General features: G+C 41.5%; 17 protein-coding genes and 1 pseudogene. 16 read left to right on the forward strand and 2 right to left on the reverse strand.

Translation table 11 applies throughout. From position 1 onward, the window contains the following. Positions 1 to 3 precede the first annotated feature (3 nt). From atpA to spoIID, 8 genes and pseudogenes are all read left to right on the forward strand, one after another. Positions 4 to 1,512, forward strand: a complete 1,509-nt coding sequence (gene atpA, locus ACVIJU_RS02995) for a F0F1 ATP synthase subunit alpha (protein WP_063389014.1) — start codon at positions 4 to 6, stop codon at positions 1,510 to 1,512. Between the two features lie 90 nt (positions 1,513 to 1,602). Continuing rightward, positions 1,603 to 2,460, forward strand: a complete 858-nt coding sequence (gene atpG / locus ACVIJU_RS03000) for an ATP synthase F1 subunit gamma (protein ID WP_066251293.1) — start codon at positions 1,603 to 1,605, stop codon at positions 2,458 to 2,460. Between the two features lie 36 nt (positions 2,461 to 2,496). Further along, on the forward strand, positions 2,497 to 3,915 hold the full coding sequence (atpD, locus tag ACVIJU_RS03005) for a F0F1 ATP synthase subunit beta (protein ID WP_066251292.1): 1,419 nt from the start codon (positions 2,497 to 2,499) through the stop codon (positions 3,913 to 3,915). Positions 3,916 to 3,943: 28 nt separating this feature from the next. Next, positions 3,944 to 4,357, forward strand: coding sequence for a F0F1 ATP synthase subunit epsilon (locus tag ACVIJU_RS03010; protein ID WP_063389011.1), 414 nt, complete (start codon positions 3,944 to 3,946; stop codon positions 4,355 to 4,357). 384 nt (positions 4,358 to 4,741) lie between these two features. Further along, positions 4,742 to 4,972 (forward strand): DUF1146 family protein, encoded by a 231-nt coding sequence (locus ACVIJU_RS03015; RefSeq protein ID WP_162877012.1) that lies wholly within the window; start codon positions 4,742 to 4,744, stop codon positions 4,970 to 4,972. Positions 4,973 to 5,084: 112 nt separating this feature from the next. Continuing rightward, complete coding sequence (locus tag ACVIJU_RS03020) at positions 5,085 to 5,819, forward strand: YwmB family TATA-box binding protein (RefSeq protein WP_339193580.1); 735 nt, start codon at positions 5,085 to 5,087, stop codon at positions 5,817 to 5,819. A 32-nt stretch (positions 5,820 to 5,851) separates the two neighbouring features. Then, positions 5,852 to 7,165: a UDP-N-acetylglucosamine 1-carboxyvinyltransferase gene (murA, locus tag ACVIJU_RS03025; protein WP_311066654.1), complete on the forward strand. Its 1,314-nt coding sequence runs from the start codon at positions 5,852 to 5,854 to the stop codon at positions 7,163 to 7,165. Positions 7,166 to 7,368: 203 nt separating this feature from the next. Then, a pseudogene (gene spoIID / locus ACVIJU_RS03030) lies at positions 7,369 to 8,380 on the forward strand (stage II sporulation protein D). 436 nt (positions 8,381 to 8,816) lie between these two features. On the opposite strand, the gene ACVIJU_RS03035 reads toward spoIID, so the two are convergent. Continuing rightward, positions 8,817 to 10,037 carry an IS110 family RNA-guided transposase gene (locus ACVIJU_RS03035; protein WP_063388609.1) on the reverse strand — a complete coding sequence of 407 codons (1,221 nt, stop codon included), beginning with the start codon at positions 10,035 to 10,037 and terminating at the stop codon, positions 8,817 to 8,819. Positions 10,038 to 10,274: 237 nt separating this feature from the next. Continuing rightward, the gene (locus ACVIJU_RS03040) at positions 10,275 to 10,706 is read right to left on the reverse strand and encodes a VanZ family protein (RefSeq protein WP_456687222.1); all 432 of its coding nucleotides are present in this window, start codon (positions 10,704 to 10,706) and stop codon (positions 10,275 to 10,277) included. Positions 10,707 to 10,840: 134 nt separating this feature from the next. Between ACVIJU_RS03040 and ACVIJU_RS03045 the strand changes: the two genes are divergently transcribed. The 8 genes from ACVIJU_RS03045 (at position 10,841) to mreB (ending at position 17,477) form a co-directional block, all read left to right on the forward strand. Beyond that, positions 10,841 to 11,704, forward strand: coding sequence for a M23 family metallopeptidase (locus ACVIJU_RS03045; protein ID WP_063389005.1), 864 nt, complete (start codon positions 10,841 to 10,843; stop codon positions 11,702 to 11,704). 266 nt (positions 11,705 to 11,970) lie between these two features. Then, positions 11,971 to 12,474 carry a GNAT family N-acetyltransferase gene (locus ACVIJU_RS03050; RefSeq protein WP_063389004.1) on the forward strand — a complete coding sequence of 168 codons (504 nt, stop codon included), beginning with the start codon at positions 11,971 to 11,973 and terminating at the stop codon, positions 12,472 to 12,474. 306 nt (positions 12,475 to 12,780) lie between these two features. Then, positions 12,781 to 12,954, forward strand: coding sequence for a hypothetical protein (locus ACVIJU_RS03055; RefSeq protein WP_161939830.1), 174 nt, complete (start codon positions 12,781 to 12,783; stop codon positions 12,952 to 12,954). Positions 12,955 to 13,001: 47 nt separating this feature from the next. Then, positions 13,002 to 13,736, forward strand: a complete 735-nt coding sequence (gene pxpB / locus ACVIJU_RS03060) for a 5-oxoprolinase subunit PxpB (protein ID WP_117017303.1) — start codon at positions 13,002 to 13,004, stop codon at positions 13,734 to 13,736. Then, positions 13,733 to 14,521, forward strand: a complete 789-nt coding sequence (locus tag ACVIJU_RS03065; protein ID WP_456687223.1) for a LamB/YcsF family protein — start codon at positions 13,733 to 13,735, stop codon at positions 14,519 to 14,521. The genes pxpB and ACVIJU_RS03065 overlap by 4 nt, the downstream gene beginning before the upstream one ends. Next, on the forward strand, positions 14,499 to 15,458 hold the full coding sequence (locus ACVIJU_RS03070) for a 5-oxoprolinase subunit C family protein (RefSeq protein ID WP_063389001.1): 960 nt from the start codon (positions 14,499 to 14,501) through the stop codon (positions 15,456 to 15,458). Before ACVIJU_RS03065 ends, ACVIJU_RS03070 begins: the two co-directional genes overlap by 23 nt. 597 nt (positions 15,459 to 16,055) lie before the next feature. Then, positions 16,056 to 16,331: a sporulation transcriptional regulator SpoIIID gene (gene spoIIID / locus ACVIJU_RS03075; RefSeq protein WP_063388999.1), complete on the forward strand. Its 276-nt coding sequence runs from the start codon at positions 16,056 to 16,058 to the stop codon at positions 16,329 to 16,331. Positions 16,332 to 16,475: 144 nt separating this feature from the next. Beyond that, entirely contained in the window at positions 16,476 to 17,477 is a 1,002-nt protein-coding gene (gene mreB, locus ACVIJU_RS03080; protein WP_456687224.1) for a rod shape-determining protein MreB, read from the forward strand. The last annotated feature ends 241 nt before the right edge of the window (positions 17,478 to 17,718 follow it).

Here is a 17,718-nt window from a genome sequence, read left to right on the forward strand (position 1 = left end):
CTCATGAGCATCAAAGCTGAAGAAATTAGTGCACTGATAAAAAAGCAAATTGAAAACTATCAGTCTGAAATAGAAGTTAGCGATGTCGGCACAGTTATTCAAGTAGGTGACGGGATCGCACGTGCTCATGGCCTCGACAATGTCATGGCCGGTGAGCTTGTCGAATTTTCAAACGGCGTTATGGGATTAGCCCAAAACCTTGAGGAAAATAACGTCGGTATTGTTATTTTAGGCCCTTTTAAAGACATTCGTGAAGGCGATGAAGTGAGAAGAACAGGACGGATTATGGAAGTTCCTGTTGGAGAAGAGCTGATCGGCCGCGTTGTAAATCCGCTTGGACAACCAGTGGACGGGTTAGGCCCGATTGAAACAACAAAAACACGTCCGATTGAAAGCCCTGCCCCAGGCGTCATGGACCGGAAATCTGTTCATGAACCGCTGCAAACGGGTATTAAAGCGATCGACGCTCTTATCCCAATTGGCCGCGGACAACGCGAGCTCATCATCGGTGACCGTCAAACAGGTAAAACACAAATTGCGATCGACACAATCATTAACCAAAAAGAAGAAAACATGATTTGTATTTATGTTGCGATCGGACAAAAAGAATCAACAGTTCGAAATGTTGTTGAAACACTCCGTAAACACGGTGCATTAGATTATACGATCGTTGTAACGGCATCTGCGTCTCAACCGGCTCCATTGCTTTATTTGGCCCCATATGCCGGTGTATCTATGGGCGAATATTTTATGTACCAAGGAAAACATGTCCTTATCGTATATGATGATCTTTCAAAGCAAGCTGCCGCTTACCGTGAGCTTTCTCTATTACTACGCCGTCCACCTGGACGTGAAGCGTTCCCTGGGGATGTCTTTTACTTGCACTCCCGTCTATTGGAACGCGCAGCAAAACTTAGCGATGCAAAAGGCGGCGGATCTTTGACGGCATTACCATTTGTTGAAACACAGGCTGGCGACATCTCAGCTTACATTCCTACGAACGTAATTTCCATTACAGACGGACAAATTTTCTTGCAATCTGACCTATTCTTCTCAGGTGTGCGCCCTGCGGTAAACGCCGGATTGTCCGTTTCCCGCGTCGGCGGTGCAGCGCAAATCAAAGCGATGAAAAAAGTTTCGGGTACGCTTCGGTTAGACCTTGCAGCATATAGAGAGCTTGAAGCATTCGCTCAATTCGGTTCAGATCTAGATAAAGCAACTCAGGCGAAGTTAAACCGCGGTATGCGTACAGTTGAAGTATTGAAGCAAGGCATCAACAAGCCGATCCCAGTTGAAAAACAAGTCATGATCCTTTACACCTTAACAAAAGGATTTTTAGATGATATTCCTGTTGAGGATATTCGCCGCTTTGAAGAAGAATTTTATGCTTATTTAGATCAAAATGAAAAAGAGCTTCTTGAAGAAATCCGTTCGACAGGAAATCTGCCTGAAGACGAGAAAATGGAAAAAGCCATCAAAGGATTCAAAAAAACTTTTGCAGTTTCTGAATAAAGAACGATAAGGCTGTGAAAATACGGGGATTCTTTTCACAGCCGTTTTCAAAACATGATCGGCTATTTTTCAAAAAGGTGGTGAGAACCTTTGGCATCGTTGCGCGATATTAAAACACGCATCAATTCGACGAAGAAGACAAGCCAAATTACAAAGGCGATGGAGATGGTTTCAGCTTCGAAGCTGAATCGGGCGGAAACCAGCGCCAAGTCATTTGTGCCTTATATGGAAAAAATTCAAGAAGTTGTGGCAAACATCGCCCTTGGGAGTACGGACGTAAGCCACCCGATGCTTGAAAAGCGTCCGGTCAAAAAGACAGGATACGTTGTCATTACATCAGATCGCGGGCTTGCCGGTGCGTTTAACAGCAACGTGCTGCGCGCCGTTTATCAAACGATTCAAGAACGGCATCGTTCGACGGATGAATATGCCGTGATTGCCATCGGAAAAGTCGGCCGCGATTTTTTCAAAAAACGCGGTATGCCTGTCGTTGAAGAAATTGTCGGATTAGGCGATGATATAAGCTTTTCGGATATTAAAGAAATTGCTTCCAATACAGTCAAGCTGTTCGAGGATGGAAAAGTAGATGAAATTTATATGTTCTACAACCATTATGTCAGCGCCATCCAGCAGGAAGTAACGGAGAAAAAGCTGCTGCCGCTTTCGGACATCGCTGCGAATAAAAAAATGACGTCTTATGAATTTGAACCGTCTCAGGAAGACATTTTGGCAGTGCTTTTGCCGCAATATGCTGAAAGTTTAATTTACGGCGCCTTGCTTGACAGCAAAGCGAGCGAACATGCTGCGAGAATGACGGCAATGAAGAATGCAACAGACAACGCAAAGGAACTGATCAATACGCTGACTCTTTCCTACAACAGAGCTCGTCAGGCAGCGATTACGCAAGAAATTACAGAAATTGTTGGCGGGGCATCAGCGCTTGAATAGATCACTGAAACAGTACGTTAGGAGGGAAACAGGAACATGAAAGGACGCGTAGTTCAAGTAATGGGTCCGGTAGTGGACGTAAAGTTTGAAAGCGGACATTTGCCGGAAATTTATAACGCCCTAAAAATTTCACATAAAGCGCGCAATGAAAACGAGGTAGACATTGATTTAACGTTGGAAGTAGCGCTTCATTTAGGGGATGACACCGTTCGGACAATCGCTATGGCTTCAACGGACGGCGTAACGCGCGGAATGGAAGTCGAAGACTTAGGCGCTCCAATCTCCGTGCCAGTTGGAGATGTCACATTAGGACGGGTATTCAATGTGTTAGGGGAACATATTGACCTTGGAGACCCGATTCCAGCGGAAGCGCGCCGGGATCCAATTCATAAGCCTGCTCCGAAATTTGAACAGCTGTCAACACAAGTTGAAATTTTGGAAACAGGAATCAAAGTTGTTGACTTGCTTGCTCCATATATTAAAGGTGGAAAAATCGGCTTGTTCGGCGGTGCAGGAGTTGGAAAAACGGTTTTAATCCAAGAGCTGATCAATAACATTGCACAAGAGCACGGCGGTATTTCCGTATTTGCTGGAGTTGGGGAGCGTACTCGTGAAGGAAACGACCTATACTTTGAAATGAAAGACTCCGGCGTTATCAGCAAAACAGCAATGGTGTTCGGACAAATGAACGAGCCGCCTGGAGCGCGTATGCGCGTTGCATTAACAGGTTTGACAATGGCTGAATATTTCCGTGATGAGCAAGGGCAAGACGTTCTCTTCTTCATCGACAACATCTTCCGCTTTACACAAGCTGGTTCCGAAGTATCTGCGTTGCTTGGACGCATGCCTTCTGCTGTTGGATACCAACCGACGCTTGCGACAGAAATGGGACAATTGCAGGAGCGGATTACATCAACAAACGTAGGTTCTGTTACATCGATTCAGGCGATTTACGTGCCTGCTGACGACTATACAGACCCTGCTCCGGCTACAACATTCGCACATTTAGATGCGACAACAAACCTTGACCGTAAGCTGTCAGAGATGGGTATTTATCCAGCGGTGGATCCACTTGCTTCAACGTCACGTGCATTGGCTCCGGAAATCGTCGGTGAAGAGCATTACAACGTTGCCCGCCAAGTTCAGGCAACATTGCAAAGATATAGAGAGTTGCAAGATATTATTGCAATCCTTGGTATGGACGAGCTTTCAGATGAAGATAAGCTTGTTGTACATCGTGCTAGAAGAATCCAATTCTTCTTATCACAAAACTTCCACGTTGCTGAGCAGTTTACGGGACAGCCTGGTTCATATGTGCCTGTAAAAGAAACTGTACGTGGATTTAAAGAAATTCTTGAAGGTAAGTACGACCACATTCCTGAAGATGCGTTCCGCTTAGTGGGCACAATTGAAGATGTCCTTGAAAGAGCGAAGCAAATGGGCGTTGAAGTATAATATTTTGGGACCCTAGGAGGAACTGAATATGAAGACCGTACAAGTCAGTGTCGTCACTCCCGATGGCCCAGTTTATGATGCGGATATAGAATTGGTCAGCGCCAAAGCTCAAAGCGGCGAGCTTGGAATCTTGCCTGGTCATATTCCAATGGTTGCGCCGCTTGCAATTGGCGCAGTTCGGCTGAAAAAAGGAAATAATACAGAACTCGTGGCTGTCAGCGGAGGTTTTTTGGAAGTTCGCCCTGATAAAGTCACGATCTTGGCACAAGCAGCTGAAAGAGCTGAAGATATCGATGTTGCCCGCGCGGAAGCTGCAAAGAAACGTGCTGAGGAACGCTTGCAGCGCAAAGGCCAAGGGCAGGAAGACATAGATTTTAAACGTGCTGAGCTGGCGCTGCAACGTGCCATCAATCGTATTAACGTGGCGAAGAAGAACTTCTAATTTCTCATTTAAGACGTCCCGGCGTTTAAGTTCGGGCCGTCTTTTTTGAAAAAACTAAGAAATCATGATCATGGCTATTTTGCAATGTTGGCTCTAGCCTGGATGCAAAAAATCGGCAACTTACTTTTATTGACAGCAAAAAATGGACAACATGTAATCGCATCATTCAACTCTAAAACTGCAAATCCAAAAATAACGAATTGACCTCCTATCTACATTCCACATCAATGAATGCTTCATTTATAAGAAATAACAACATGAAAAAACTGCCTAACCATTGTTTTTCACAAAATCAAATAAAAAGTGTGCATGAATAGGAAAGATTTTTATATAATAAAGTGGGTTTGTGAAACAAGAAAGGAAGATTTCGGAAGGAGGAGTAATGTGGCGGGGCTAGGCCAGCAGGCGCTCATTAGCATCATAGTAAATTTAGTATTTATTTTTCTAACTTGGCGGGCTTTACAGGCTCTTCAAATTGAAAAAATCATTCGTAAAGGAAGAGTTGTCGAGACAAGGCTTTTGCTCATTTTATTGACCATCGCCATTGCGTCATCAGTGAGCAATTTTTTCTTGAACTATTTTTTTTGGTCACAGCAGCTGCAATATCTTTTTTAAACATGTCGAGGGACAATGAATACATAAAGGCTGTTGTCTAATCTTGACGACTTTTTCCACGTATGCCAAAACCCTTTCCGGCAACACTTTTAATAAGGAAAGGGTGATGGCGGTGAAAAATTTATATTTTGTCTTTATTTTCATATTTTTATTCGGTTTTCTTTTGTCAGCTTGGCACACAGAACGAACGAATGCTGAAAGACACGATATTCACGTAGAGGAAATCGTGGAGCAATTTCAGCAACAAAACATAGATGTGGCAGAATGGTCAATTTTTGCAAAATTTTCTTTTCCCCAAAATAGCAAAAAAGTGAAACGAATCTACACACAGTTTCGTCAATTTAATTGGTCTTACTTGGAAAACGGTAATTTTGAAAAGTGGACCGGCACTTATTACAACAGCGATAAGCAGATCACTGAAACATTGCAAATTATTAAACCTCATGCAAAAGCAAGCCCGAAAATTCAAGTTATATATGAAGCAACAGGGAAACGTTGGAATGGCCGTGCATGGATGAAGCTGGAGCGCTATTTTAACCGTCACATTTTCGACAAAATTCCAGGAAATCCTACATTTTTCACTTGTGTCAAAGGCTATACAGATGATAAGATGAAAGGTGTTTTGTTTTTTGAGGCAAATAACCTTTTAAAAAGGTTTCATGCAAAACCGGTGGAAAGCTTAAACGAGCAACGCTTCGTTTCCATATCCGGTTTTACAAACGATTGGGATCATTCTATTAAAACGAAAAATGGAAAGATGAACATTCAAATTTCGCTCAGAAGTGCAGGAATGGGCGAAAGAACTACTGTAACAGTAGGAACACCTATTATTACAACTGAATATTAATATAGAGAAAATGGGACGCGGAGGGGAATACCTTGGAAAAAATCATCGTCCGCGGCGGTCGAAAGTTAAACGGTACAGTAAAGATCGAAGGAGCTAAAAATGCCGTTTTACCTGTCATCGCTGCATCTTTATTAGCTAGTGAAGGAAAGAGTGAAATTTGTGATGTTCCTAAGCTCTCCGATGTTTACACGATAAACGAAGTTCTCCGCTATCTCGGAGCAGAGGTTCGTTTTGATGGTAATCAAGTAGTTGTCGATGCATGCGGAGAGCTTTTAACGGAAGCGTCATTTGAATATGTTAGAAAAATGCGTGCATCTGTGCTTGTTATGGGACCTCTTCTTGCCCGCAAAGGCCGTGCACGTGTTGCTTTGCCGGGAGGATGTGCCATCGGATCCCGTCCGATTGATCAGCACTTGAAAGGCTTCGAAGCGATGGGTGCAACGATAAAAGTCGGCAACGGCTTTATTGACGCAGAAGTGAATGGCAGACTTCGCGGAGCCAAAATTTATTTGGATTTCCCAAGTGTCGGCGCAACAGAAAACATTATGATGGCAGCCGCACTTGCAGAAGGAACAACTGTAATCGAAAACTGTGCAAAGGAACCTGAAATTGTCGACCTTGCGAATTTTATAAACAAAATGGGCGGAAATGTCCGCGGCGCAGGCACTGGTACTATCAGAATTGAAGGTGTAGATTCCTTGCACGGTGCAAAGCATTTAATTATTCCAGATCGTATTGAAGCAGGAACATTTATGGTTGCTGCTGCCATTACGAAAGGGAATGTTCTTGTAAAAGGAGCAGTTCCGGAGCATTTGACATCATTAATTGCGAAAATGGAAGAAATGGGCGTAACCATTATCGAGGAAGAAGAAGGCATTCGTGTCATTGGTCCGGAAACATTGAAGGCAGTGGATATTAAAACAATGCCTCATCCAGGTTTTCCTACTGACATGCAGTCTCAGATGATGGCCCTGCTGCTTCAGGCAAACGGAACTAGCGTAATTACCGAAACGGTATTTGAAAACCGCTTTATGCATGTAGAAGAATTTCGTCGTATGAACGGAGATATTAAAATCGAAGGCCGCTCTTGTATCATCAACGGTCCTGTAAAGCTTCAAGGTGCAGAAGTAACGGCAACCGATTTAAGAGCGGCAGCTGCATTAATTTTAGCTGGGCTTGCTGCAGAAGGGTATACACGGGTTACGGAGCTGAAGCATTTAGATCGCGGCTACGTCCGTTTTCATGAGAAGTTAAAAGAGCTTGGCGCAGATATTGAACGCGTCAATGATGAAGCAGACATCCCGGCAATTGAACAACAAGCCGTTGCAACGAATTTAAATGTATAATTTCACAAAAGAAGCTAGCCTCTTTTAGGGAGATGCTAGCTTCTTTTTCGTATTACCCGCTTATTTTTTTCATATTTTTTCGTTTTATACATAAAACTCCCCCTGCAAACAGCATCTCCGATTTCAGTCATAAAAGGTTGTCCTTCCCCATAAACTTTACTAAAGTCAGCGATAAAAGAAATGGGGGCTGTAATATGAAACGAGTGAAACCGTTCTTTCTTTTTTTTGCAGCAATATTTTTCATTATTTTGATGGTGCCAAGTTTGCTGGTAGCCCCGTTTGCCGAAAAGACGAAAGCTACGCTTGGCGAGGAACTAGCCGAGAAGGAAACAACGGATGTGCTACAAAAGGAATCAAAAGTTTCTGTACCAATTTATCGTTCCCAAGAAAAAAAAATTGATGAAGTTCCGCTTGAAGAATATGTGGTCGGTGTTGTCGCCGCCGAGATGCCCGCAGAATTTGAAAAAGAAGCGTTAAAGGCTCAAGCTTTAGCTGCTAGAACGTACATCGTGAAAGAGCTGTTTACGGGCCAAAATGTCGGCTCTCCCGAAGGAGCGGTAGTCACGGATACTGAGCTCCATCAAGTTTATAAAAATGAAGAAGAATTAAGGAGAATTTGGAAAAAAGATTTTGATTGGAAAATAAAAAAGATTAAAGAAGCTGTTGCCGAAACAAGAGGCCAAATTTTAACGTATGACGACAAGCCGATTGATGCTTCTTTTTTTTCAACGAGCAATGGATATACGGAAAATTCGGAGGCCATTTGGCCGAACGCCCTTCCTTATTTAAAAAGGCGTGGAAAGCCCTTGGGATGAGAAATCGGAAAAATTTCTCGCTAGGGAGGTATTCACCGTTCAAGAGTTTGAACAAAAATTAGGGATTAAAATAGGGAAAGGCAATTCAATTGGAAAAATTATCGAAAGGACGCCAGGACACAGGGTCGCTCTAGTCGAAATTAACGGGAAAAAGTTTACTGGAAGGGAAATAAGAGAAAAGCTAGGTCTAAGGTCAACGGATTTTTCGTGGACATTGAAAGGCGACCAAATTATTGTTACGACAAAAGGATACGGACACGGAGTCGGCATGAGTCAGTACGGTGCCAATTTTATGGCGCAGGAAGGGAAAAATTATAAAGAGATTGTCTCACATTACTACCAGGGAATTGAAATTTCACAAGCCAACCCGTTTTTATCAAAATATATGGCGAAAAAATAAAAAATCGGTGCGTTTTGTGAGAAAATCGGTAATCGGTTTTCTCACATTTGTTTCTTTAGGGGAACCGCTGATAGTGCCATTAAGCTGCCAACTTCATTTCGAACTAAATGAAATATTGATCGACTCGATAAATTCTTTTTTAGAGGGGCTGTCCAGAAAGTCAAATCCCCATTGAAAACAAAAAATCATAAACACCGATATATCAACGTTTCTAAAACATTAATGGGGGCGCCAATAAGCCGTAAAAACGACTTATTAGACACCCCCTCTTTCTTACCTCTAGTCAAGTATTTTTTATTAAATAATTTGGTTAATATAGATTTTATTTTGGAAGGAAGGGGGACCCCTTCCTTCCAAAATAAATTTTCGCATGACAAATAGACCTCACGATTTCCATTTTTTTCGTCAGGTCTTTGTGATATAATCTTACTTACGATTACTGATGCATTGTTGCCTTTTCGTAATCGTATTTCAGATTATGTGTGATAAGGTGATAAGCCGATTTCAAGAACTTATTCACGCATGCTATGGACGCAACTTTATGAGGTTTCCTCTGGGGTTGCGTTTTTAATTTATCATAATAATCTACAATATGATTTTGTGTGTTTTTCCGTAGTTGGATCATGGTCTGGATCATGTAAAATAGAATCTTTCTAAGTTTGTTATTTCCTCTTTTATTAATCTTGTCTTTATAAAAGGTATTCCCAGATTGATATCTCATAATATCAATACCGACGTAAGCATTCAGTTGTTTATGGTTTTTGAATCGTCGAATATCTCCTAATTCTCCAATTAAACGAACTGCAGTCGTTTCTCCGATTCCTGGAAATGAAATTAAAATCTGATACTCTTGTTTATCTTTCGATAATTTAACCATCTTTTGGACAAGTTGATCTCTTTTCTCCTTCAAGTCTGCAATCCGTTTGGCATAATCCCGCACTTGTTCACAGCGAATATCATCTTTTGAAATTGCTGGATACGCTTCTTTTGCTGCTTCGATTAAAGCGATCCCTTTTTCTTCAGCACGTGCCAATGATAAGTTTTTTCTTGTGTTGGCTTTTAAACGATTACGAATCACTGTTTTTGAACAAACTAACACATGATCCGGATGAGGGTATAATTGAACGACATTCAAAAATAAAGCAGAACGTTTACTGAATAGCTTTTCTAACTCGGGAAAACTCAATTGTAGAATCGCATGTAAACGACTATATAAATGCGTCATTTCACTACTTAATTCATCATAATATCTCGTCATTGCACGCATTTGTTTATAATATTCCCCTTCTTGATAAGTTTGTTCACGTTCAACTCTAAAGTGAGTTTTCGCAAGTTCATGAGCGTCGCTTTTATCTGTTTTTTGTCTCCTCATTGAAGCCATTTGAATATTCGCTTCGAGTGGGTTAACTCGATAATACATATAACCTTGATCACCTAAGAATCGTTCTAGTGGTTTTGAATATACGCCTGTTGCTTCAAAGACAATATCAGGTGCCTGTGCATCTTTTTGTGTTAAAGATATAAGGGTTTCGTTTAATTTCTCGAAAGAGTAGCGGTTATGGGTTATTTCACCCTCATATTCGCATTGACGATAACGGTCATAAATGACCATTGTACTTTTCCCCATACTGACATCAAATGCCACTACGTGTTTCATATTTTCTGCCTCTCCTTTTTAGCCAAACATAGAAGTTCTTCACATTGCCTTATTGATTCCATTTTCTTATACACGGTCTCTTCGGACCCAACATACTAAACTGATTCAAATAAGGATGTGAAGTTGGTCTGTTTTTAATACGGACTCTATTTGGTCCCAGGGGATGTTCGACCTTCCTTCACTTCTACTATAAAAAAATAGTAGCACAAACCTTGGCCTAGGTCTGTACTACTAATGTTAGTATGTTTTTAATGCTGCTAATTTGCAAAAAAACGTTTTCAGCTTCGATTCGTCTTTTTGGAAATAAAAGATTTTGACGATATAGTAGGATGCGAAAACACCGATTGTATCCTTAATAAGATCAATGATTGTCGCAGATCTTGAGGGAACGAAATATTGATGAATTTCATCACACAGCCCGTAAAAAACAGCGATCATCGCTGAGGCGAAACTTAATTTTTCTATAAGCTTTTCATGGACAGCGAAGGCGAAAATGAAAAGCCAATAAAGAATTCCGAACTCAATGAGATGAAGCGACTCTTTCAAAAAATGGTCGAACGAAAACGGCGTTTTGACGAAAGTGTCAGCTGGATAGCTCGACAAGATCCAAATGACCGCCATATACATAATCGGTAAAATACTGATTACATATACCGCAAACTTCTTCATGATCCAAACTCCTTCAAATATTTTTCAACAATATGCATAGAAAAAAACAAATAGCAAAAAATAAAAGAAAAAATTTTATTTTGATGTATAGATTCTCTCAAACTTGTTCACAATGGTTGCTGAGGTGATGAACAATGAGAGAGGAAGAAAAGAAACGTACTTCTCAAGGCTCGAAGTTCCAACAGTTTTTCAGAAAAAAATGGGTTTTTCCTGCTATTTATTTAGTCAGTGCAGCCGTTATTTTAACAGCCGTTTTATGGTATCAAGCAATCCGCAACAATGATGCAAACGATTTATCAACGGACGATGGTACAGACGTTTCCTATAATGAAGATCAATCGGTGGAAGTAAATCAATCCGTCGAAAACTTCAAAATGCCGGCCATCGATCCTGATGCTGTGAAGGTAGTAACAAACTTTTATGACTTTAATGCTTCAGAAAAAGAACAAGAAACGGCACTTGTCTTCCATAATAACACATACCATCCAAACCAAGGTATCGATATCGCATCAAATGATGGAAAAGCATTTGAAGTCACTGCATCTTTAAGCGGAACGGTTGCAAAAGCTGAAAAAGATTCTCTTTTAGGATATGTCGTAGAAATTGAACATGAAAACGGTGTAAAAACCATTTACCAATCGCTTGCCGATACGAAAGTACAGGCCGGCGACAAAGTTAAACAAGGAGAAATTATCGGACAAGCTGGGAAAAACCAATTCAATAAAGACGCTGGCGTCCATGTTCACTTTGAAATCCGCAAAGACGGTAAAGCCTACAATCCATTAAACTACATGGACGAGCCGTTAACAAGTTTAACTGAAAAATCTGTTGAAGAGCCTTCTGACGGGGCAGCACAAAAAGAAGAAAATAAAGATGGAGAGGAAGCTACTTCAGACGAAACAGCCCCATCAGATGAAACTCAGCCTGATGAAGAACAATCTCAGTCAAAGGAAAATTCAGAACAAGAAAAATCTGATAATTCTACAACTAAACCTTAACTAATACAATCCTACTCAAACGAGTAGGTTTTTTTTTGTCTAAATCATATCTGGTAAAAATTAAATGAGCATAGGCTGCTGAATTCTTCATAAAGAACAGACCGAAAAATTTTTCATAAACGGTACAAGAAACAACGTACGGTAAGGTGCAAGCGAGAAAGCAGGCTTGCCGAAGCATTTTTTAAAAACATAATGTGAAGCGATCGAAAATTCACTTTATTCCATATATAATAGAATCAATCTAAGCAAGAGAAAGGAAGAAGCACGTGGAAAATATTCTCTTTCGAGATGCAACGATACATGACTTGCCTAAAATCGTCTCGATCTACAATTCAACGATCCCAAGCCGGATGGTGACAGCTGATACTGAACCTATTTCAGTGGAAGACCGCATACAGTGGTTTCATGAGCACAATCCAAAAACGAGACCGTTGTGGATGATCGAACAGGATGGAAACGTAGCTGGCTGGCTCAGCTTTCAATCCTTTTATGGAAGGCCTGCTTATAACGGAACTGCGGAAATTAGCATTTACATTGATGAACAGTACCGGGGAAAACAAATCGGCGATTTTGCCTTGAAGACCGCTATAGAAAAGGCTCCAAGCCTCCAAATAAAAAATTTGCTTGGCTTTATTTTCAAGCACAACATCCCGAGCTTAAAGCTGTTTTACAAAAATGGATTCCGAGATTGGGGGCACTTTCCCCGTGTGGCGGTACTGGACGGTGTTGAGCGAGATTTAGTGATAGTGGGGAAACGTGTAGCCGATTGAACGTATTAACAGTGTCTCCGCTCGCAATATAGTATTTTAGCTTCTTTTTCATTCGCCAGTTGAGAAAAAAGCGTCTTTTTAGCCAAACTGCAATCCTTTTTTAGAACATGATTGTTCGACTGTTTAAATTTGTTTGAATCTATAGACTGATGTTGAGTTTTCCTGCGGAAAAGTGTTCGCTGCATGATTATGGGCGATCCTGTTTTCTGGCAGTTTGTGCAGCGAAAGAAATTCAATCAGATCTGCCATCTGCGAGTATGTATATTTTAATTGCGTACCAGAGTATTAAATAAATGTTTGCTTCCATTGAGTGATAGGGGCATTTTATGCCGATTTCTTTTTGATACGAACGCTTCGATTAACGGTTTATGTGGACTGGAAAACTTGCTTAACAGCAGCAATCCACCAGTGCTGAAAAAAACATCCGCAGCAGCCGTTTTGGCCGGATTGACAAGCTTTACGCAGAAGCAGCAAAAGTAAGTGTTTTGCTGCGTAAAAGCACTTTTTCAAAAGGAGGGTGGAAAACGGTGGAATTTTCGATTCAACCGCTTGGTGATACAGGAATCATCATTCAATTCGGTACGGAGATTTCCGAAGCAATTTATCAACAAATCCGTCAATATGTATATTGGCTGGAACAAAGCTGCATTGAAGGAATAGTCGAATGGGTTCCTGCTTACACCACCCTTGCTGTTTTTTATCGACCAAATATTATTTCGTACGATGAACTTTCTCAAAAGCTTTTAAAAATTGGAGAAAAGATAGAAAGCATGCCAGTGCCGGATCCAATAGTCATTGAAATTCCGACATTATATGGCAAGGAGGCAGGGCCAGATATTCAGTTTGTTGCTGAAACGAATGGATTGTCGGAAGAAGAAGTAGTGAAGATTCATTCATCCTCCGATTATTTGATTTATATGATTGGGTTTGTTCCAGGGTTTCCATATTTAGGCGGAATGGACAAAAGAATTGCGGCGCCGAGGAAAAAGACACCCAGATCTAGAATTCCTGCCGGTTCAATCGGAATTGCCGGGGAGCAAACAGGGATTTATCCTTTGGAAACACCGGGAGGCTGGCAAATCATCGGGAGAACGCCTGTCAAATTGTATGATCCGCAGAAACAAGATCCAATATTGCTAAAAGCCGGCGATTACATCCGATTTGTCCCCATTACGGAAAGAGAATATGAAAAAATTGAACAGCAGGTGCTAAAGGGTTCATATAAAGTGGTCAAATATAAAAAGGAGGCGGCAGAAACATGATATCTGTTGACTTAAACAGCGATTTAGGGGAAAGCTTCGGCCATTTTAAAATTGGCAATGATGAAGAACTGCTTCGCTGTATTTCTTCAGCCAACATTGCTTGTGGATTTCATGCCGGCGACCATAATGTCATGATGCGGACTGTAGAGCTTGCGAAAAAGTTTGATGTGGCGATAGGCGCTCATCCAGGGTTGAACGATTTAGCCGGATTCGGACGAAGGGAATTGAAAGTATCTCCTGAGGAAGTCTACAATATGGTCGTTTATCAAATTGGAGCTTTGCAGGCTGTGGCGGCATCAAAAGGGATGAAGCTGAACCATGTGAAGCCCCACGGTGCTCTATACAATATGGCTGAAAAAGACAAGGCGTTAGCGGAGGCGATTGCTCAAGCAGTAAAAGATGTTGACGAGTCGCTTATCCTATATGGACTCTCAGGAGGCGTCCTTTGCCGTGCGGGGGAAAAGATCGGGCTTACGGTCGCGCATGAAGTCTTTGCCGACAGAACGTATCAGCCTGACGGAACATTAACTTCAAGATCAGAAAAAAATGCAATCATACACGATCCAGAGGAAGCGGTAGAAAGAGTTCTCCGTATGGTGAAGGAGGGAAAAGTAGCGGCAATAAACGGGCAAGACATCCCCATTCAAGCTGATACAATCTGCATCCATGGCGACGGTCCGAAGGCATTAGCATTCGCTGAAGCTTTAAAAAGCAGACTGGAAGAAGAAAATATTCGTATTGTCAATCCGGGAGCGAAAAAAGATGAAAGAAATATTGTTAGTTGAAAAGCCTGGTTTGTTAACGACTGTTCAAGATTTAGGAAGAACGGGCTATCAGCAATACGGAGTTGTTGTTGCCGGCGCTATGGATTCGTTTTCCATGCAAATCGCAAATCTTTTAGTCGGCAACCGAAAAGATGAAGCGGTGCTGGAAGCAACAATCGCAGGTCCTTCCTTAAGGGCCGTCCGTGATATTGTGATTGCGATATGCGGAGGCGATCTAGCGGCAAAAATCAATGGGAAAGACGCTCCGTTATGGAAAAGCGTGCTGCTGAAAAAGGGAGATCAACTTTCTTTTACCGGTTTAAAAAGCGGAGCGAGAGCCTATATCGCAATCGCAGGCGGAATTAACGTCCCTAAGGTCATGGGGAGCAAATCAACGTACTTAAAAGCGGGAATAGGAGGATTAAATGGAAGAGCCCTTCAAAAAGGGGATGTAATCATGGGTTCGGATGCTGTAAAAACAAGCACGATTGGCCGAATGTTATCCCCTTCCCTTATCCCGAAATACGAAAAGCACATGACCATTCGCATTGTCCCGGGTCCACATGAAGAGGCGTTTACAAAAGAAGGAATCGATACTTTCTTTTCTTCTGTATATGAAGTCACACCGCAATCGGACAGAATGGGCTATCGGCTGAAAGGGCCGAAAATTTCTCATAGAAAGCCTGCCGACATTTTGTCGGAAGCTGCTCCCCTTGGCGGAATTCAAATACCTGCTGACGGACAGCCGATCATTTTAATGGCTGATCGGCAAACAACGGGCGGATATACGAGAATCGGAACAGTCATTACAGTGGATTTGATGTACGTTGCTCAAGCGGTGCCAGGGGCAAAGATTCGCTTTCAGCCGGTTTCCGTTCAAGAGGCTCAAAAGCTTTATTTTGAGCAGATGCGCATCATGCGCCAAATATCAGTCGGAGCTGGCATATATGATGAATAAACGAAAGTTTGGAAAGTGAACATATATGATCATTGAACGAAATTTTATTAAATAGACCCGATAAGGTCTGAACAATTTCGGTATCTGCGCTAATAAAAGCCTGAACAAGTCAAATATTTTAGGAACATAAAAAAGCAAGAGAGAACTTGTCCACATTGCCGAAGAGCTCATCAAAAATGTTTTTCTGTTTTGTCATAAGAATCAAACCATTCTCCATTTCTCGACATCTGTTCCAAAAAGGAGCAGATGTTTTCTTTTTTTCACTGGAATTATACATATTTCCCGGAAAATGATTGGCATATATCGTCGAAAAACTAATCAATGAAAAGTGTCGAAACATGCCCTCGACTTTAAGTGGAAAATAAATTTTCATAAATCCCTTGTCCTTCTTGACTTTTCAAGAATATATCTTCACCCAAGCTAATAAAATGTTACAAACCTAACAAGAGAGTGTTTGAGGTGAGGGATCGTGGAGATAGATGATCAATACAGCAAAAATGGCAACTTTAGATTCTACATCATGTATATAGCTGTATACACTGTGCATGCGAATCTCATTTCACACTTCTCACATCCACATTAGGGAGGTCGAGTGGTGTGCACGATTACATCAAAGAACGCACAATCAAGATTGGAAAGTATATCGTGGAGACGAAAAAAACTGTTCGTGTAATCGCGAAAGAGTTTGGCGTTTCCAAGAGTACCGTCCATAAAGATTTAACGGAAAGGCTGCCGGAGATAAATCCTGATTTAGCAAACGAAGTAAAGAAAATACTAGATTATCATAAATCGATTCGCCATCTTCGTGGCGGAGAAGCAACAAAATTAAAATATAAAAAAGAAGAACAGCAAAAAGAACCGATAAAACGATGATGATTCTCGACGCCAACCGACAAAACTCTCCGAAAATCTTGTCTTTTTTTACAAAATCATACTTTTTATGCAATTATATGATACAATAAGAAATTAGGATATTAGTTGGAGAGATGATGATTGGCAAGGGAGGATCATAGTAATATGTTTTCAAAAGATGTAGGAATCGACCTAGGAACAGCAAATGTGCTGATTCATGTAAAGGGCAGAGGCATTGTGTTAAATGAGCCTTCTGTTGTGGCACTTGACCGCAACAACGGAAAGGTGTTAGCGGTTGGCGAGGAAGCGAGACGTATGGTTGGCCGTACACCTGGCAATATTGTTGCCATACGCCCGCTGAAGGATGGTGTCATCGCAGATTTTGATATTACAGAAACAATGCTCAAACATTTTTTGAATAAGTTAAATGTCAAAGGCATTATATCAAAGCCGCGGATTTTAGTTTGCTGCCCGACAAACATTACTTCAGTGGAGCGGAAAGCGATCCGAGAGGCAGCTGAAAAATGCGGCGGCAAGCAAGTCTTTTTAGAGGAAGAACCAAAAGTAGCTGCAATTGGCGCTGGGATGGAGATTTTCCAGCCGAGTGGAAACATGGTGGTGGATATTGGCGGCGGGACGACGGACATAGCTGTACTATCCATGGGTGATATCGTTACCGCCTCGTCCTTGAAAGTGGCTGGAGACAAATTTGATCTTGAAATTTTAAATTATATTAAACGGGAGTATAAGCTTCTGATCGGTGAACGAACTGCAGAAGATATTAAAGTGAAAGCGGCAACAGTATTTCCAGGTGCACGCGACGAAGAAATCGATATTCGGGGTCGTGATATGGTCACAGGACTGCCTCGGACGATCACTATTAGGTCGAAAGAAATCGAGCAAGCATTAAAAGAACCTGTCGAAGCCATTATTCAAGCAGCTAAAAATGTGTTGGAGCGCACACCTCCTGAGCTGTCTGCAGACATCATTGACCGCGGTGTTATTTTAACAGGCGGCGGAGCACTCCTGCATGGGCTTGATCTGCTCTTGTCTGAAGAGCTGAAGGTTCCGGTTACCATAGCGGATGATCCGCTACACTGCGTTGCTGTCGGAACAGGAATCATGCTTGAAAACATGGACAAACTGCCAAAAAGAAAGTTTATATAACAAAATCGTAGCAATAAGTTTTTTAGAAATCGGCTTTTACGCCGATTTTTTTACTTTCAAATCTGAAAGACCAATCCTGCTTTTACATACCCATTCAGCTCCCAACATCCAAATGATATTTTTCTTTATGAACAGTTTGGAAAGGAGACGGAAGATAAAAGACCTATCAGAAAATTGTGATCTTTTACCTATAAGATAATAAAAAAATTGTAATGAGAATCATCGAAAAGTCCTTTATAAT

This window comes from Aeribacillus sp. SP014 (genome assembly GCF_054055575.1).

What these genes read in the sequence shown, in the direction of transcription:
- atpA (WP_063389014.1), top strand. Translation starts at nt 4, where the DNA reads ATGAGCATCAAAGCTGAAGAAATTAGTGCACTGATAAAAAAGCAAATT.
- atpD (WP_066251292.1), top strand. Translation starts at nt 2,497, where the DNA reads ATGAAAGGACGCGTAGTTCAAGTAATGGGTCCGGTAGTGGACGTAAAG.
- ACVIJU_RS03010 (WP_063389011.1), top strand. Translation starts at nt 3,944, where the DNA reads ATGAAGACCGTACAAGTCAGTGTCGTCACTCCCGATGGCCCAGTTTAT.
- ACVIJU_RS03035 (WP_063388609.1), bottom strand. Translation starts at nt 10,037, where the DNA reads ATGAAACACGTAGTGGCATTTGATGTCAGTATGGGGAAAAGTACAATG.
- ACVIJU_RS03040 (WP_456687222.1), bottom strand. Translation starts at nt 10,706, where the DNA reads ATGAAGAAGTTTGCGGTATATGTAATCAGTATTTTACCGATTATGTAT.
- ACVIJU_RS03045 (WP_063389005.1), top strand. Translation starts at nt 10,841, where the DNA reads ATGAGAGAGGAAGAAAAGAAACGTACTTCTCAAGGCTCGAAGTTCCAA.
- ACVIJU_RS03065 (WP_456687223.1), top strand. Translation starts at nt 13,733, where the DNA reads ATGATATCTGTTGACTTAAACAGCGATTTAGGGGAAAGCTTCGGCCAT.
- ACVIJU_RS03070 (WP_063389001.1), top strand. Translation starts at nt 14,499, where the DNA reads ATGAAAGAAATATTGTTAGTTGAAAAGCCTGGTTTGTTAACGACTGTT.
- mreB (WP_456687224.1), top strand. Translation starts at nt 16,476, where the DNA reads ATGTTTTCAAAAGATGTAGGAATCGACCTAGGAACAGCAAATGTGCTG.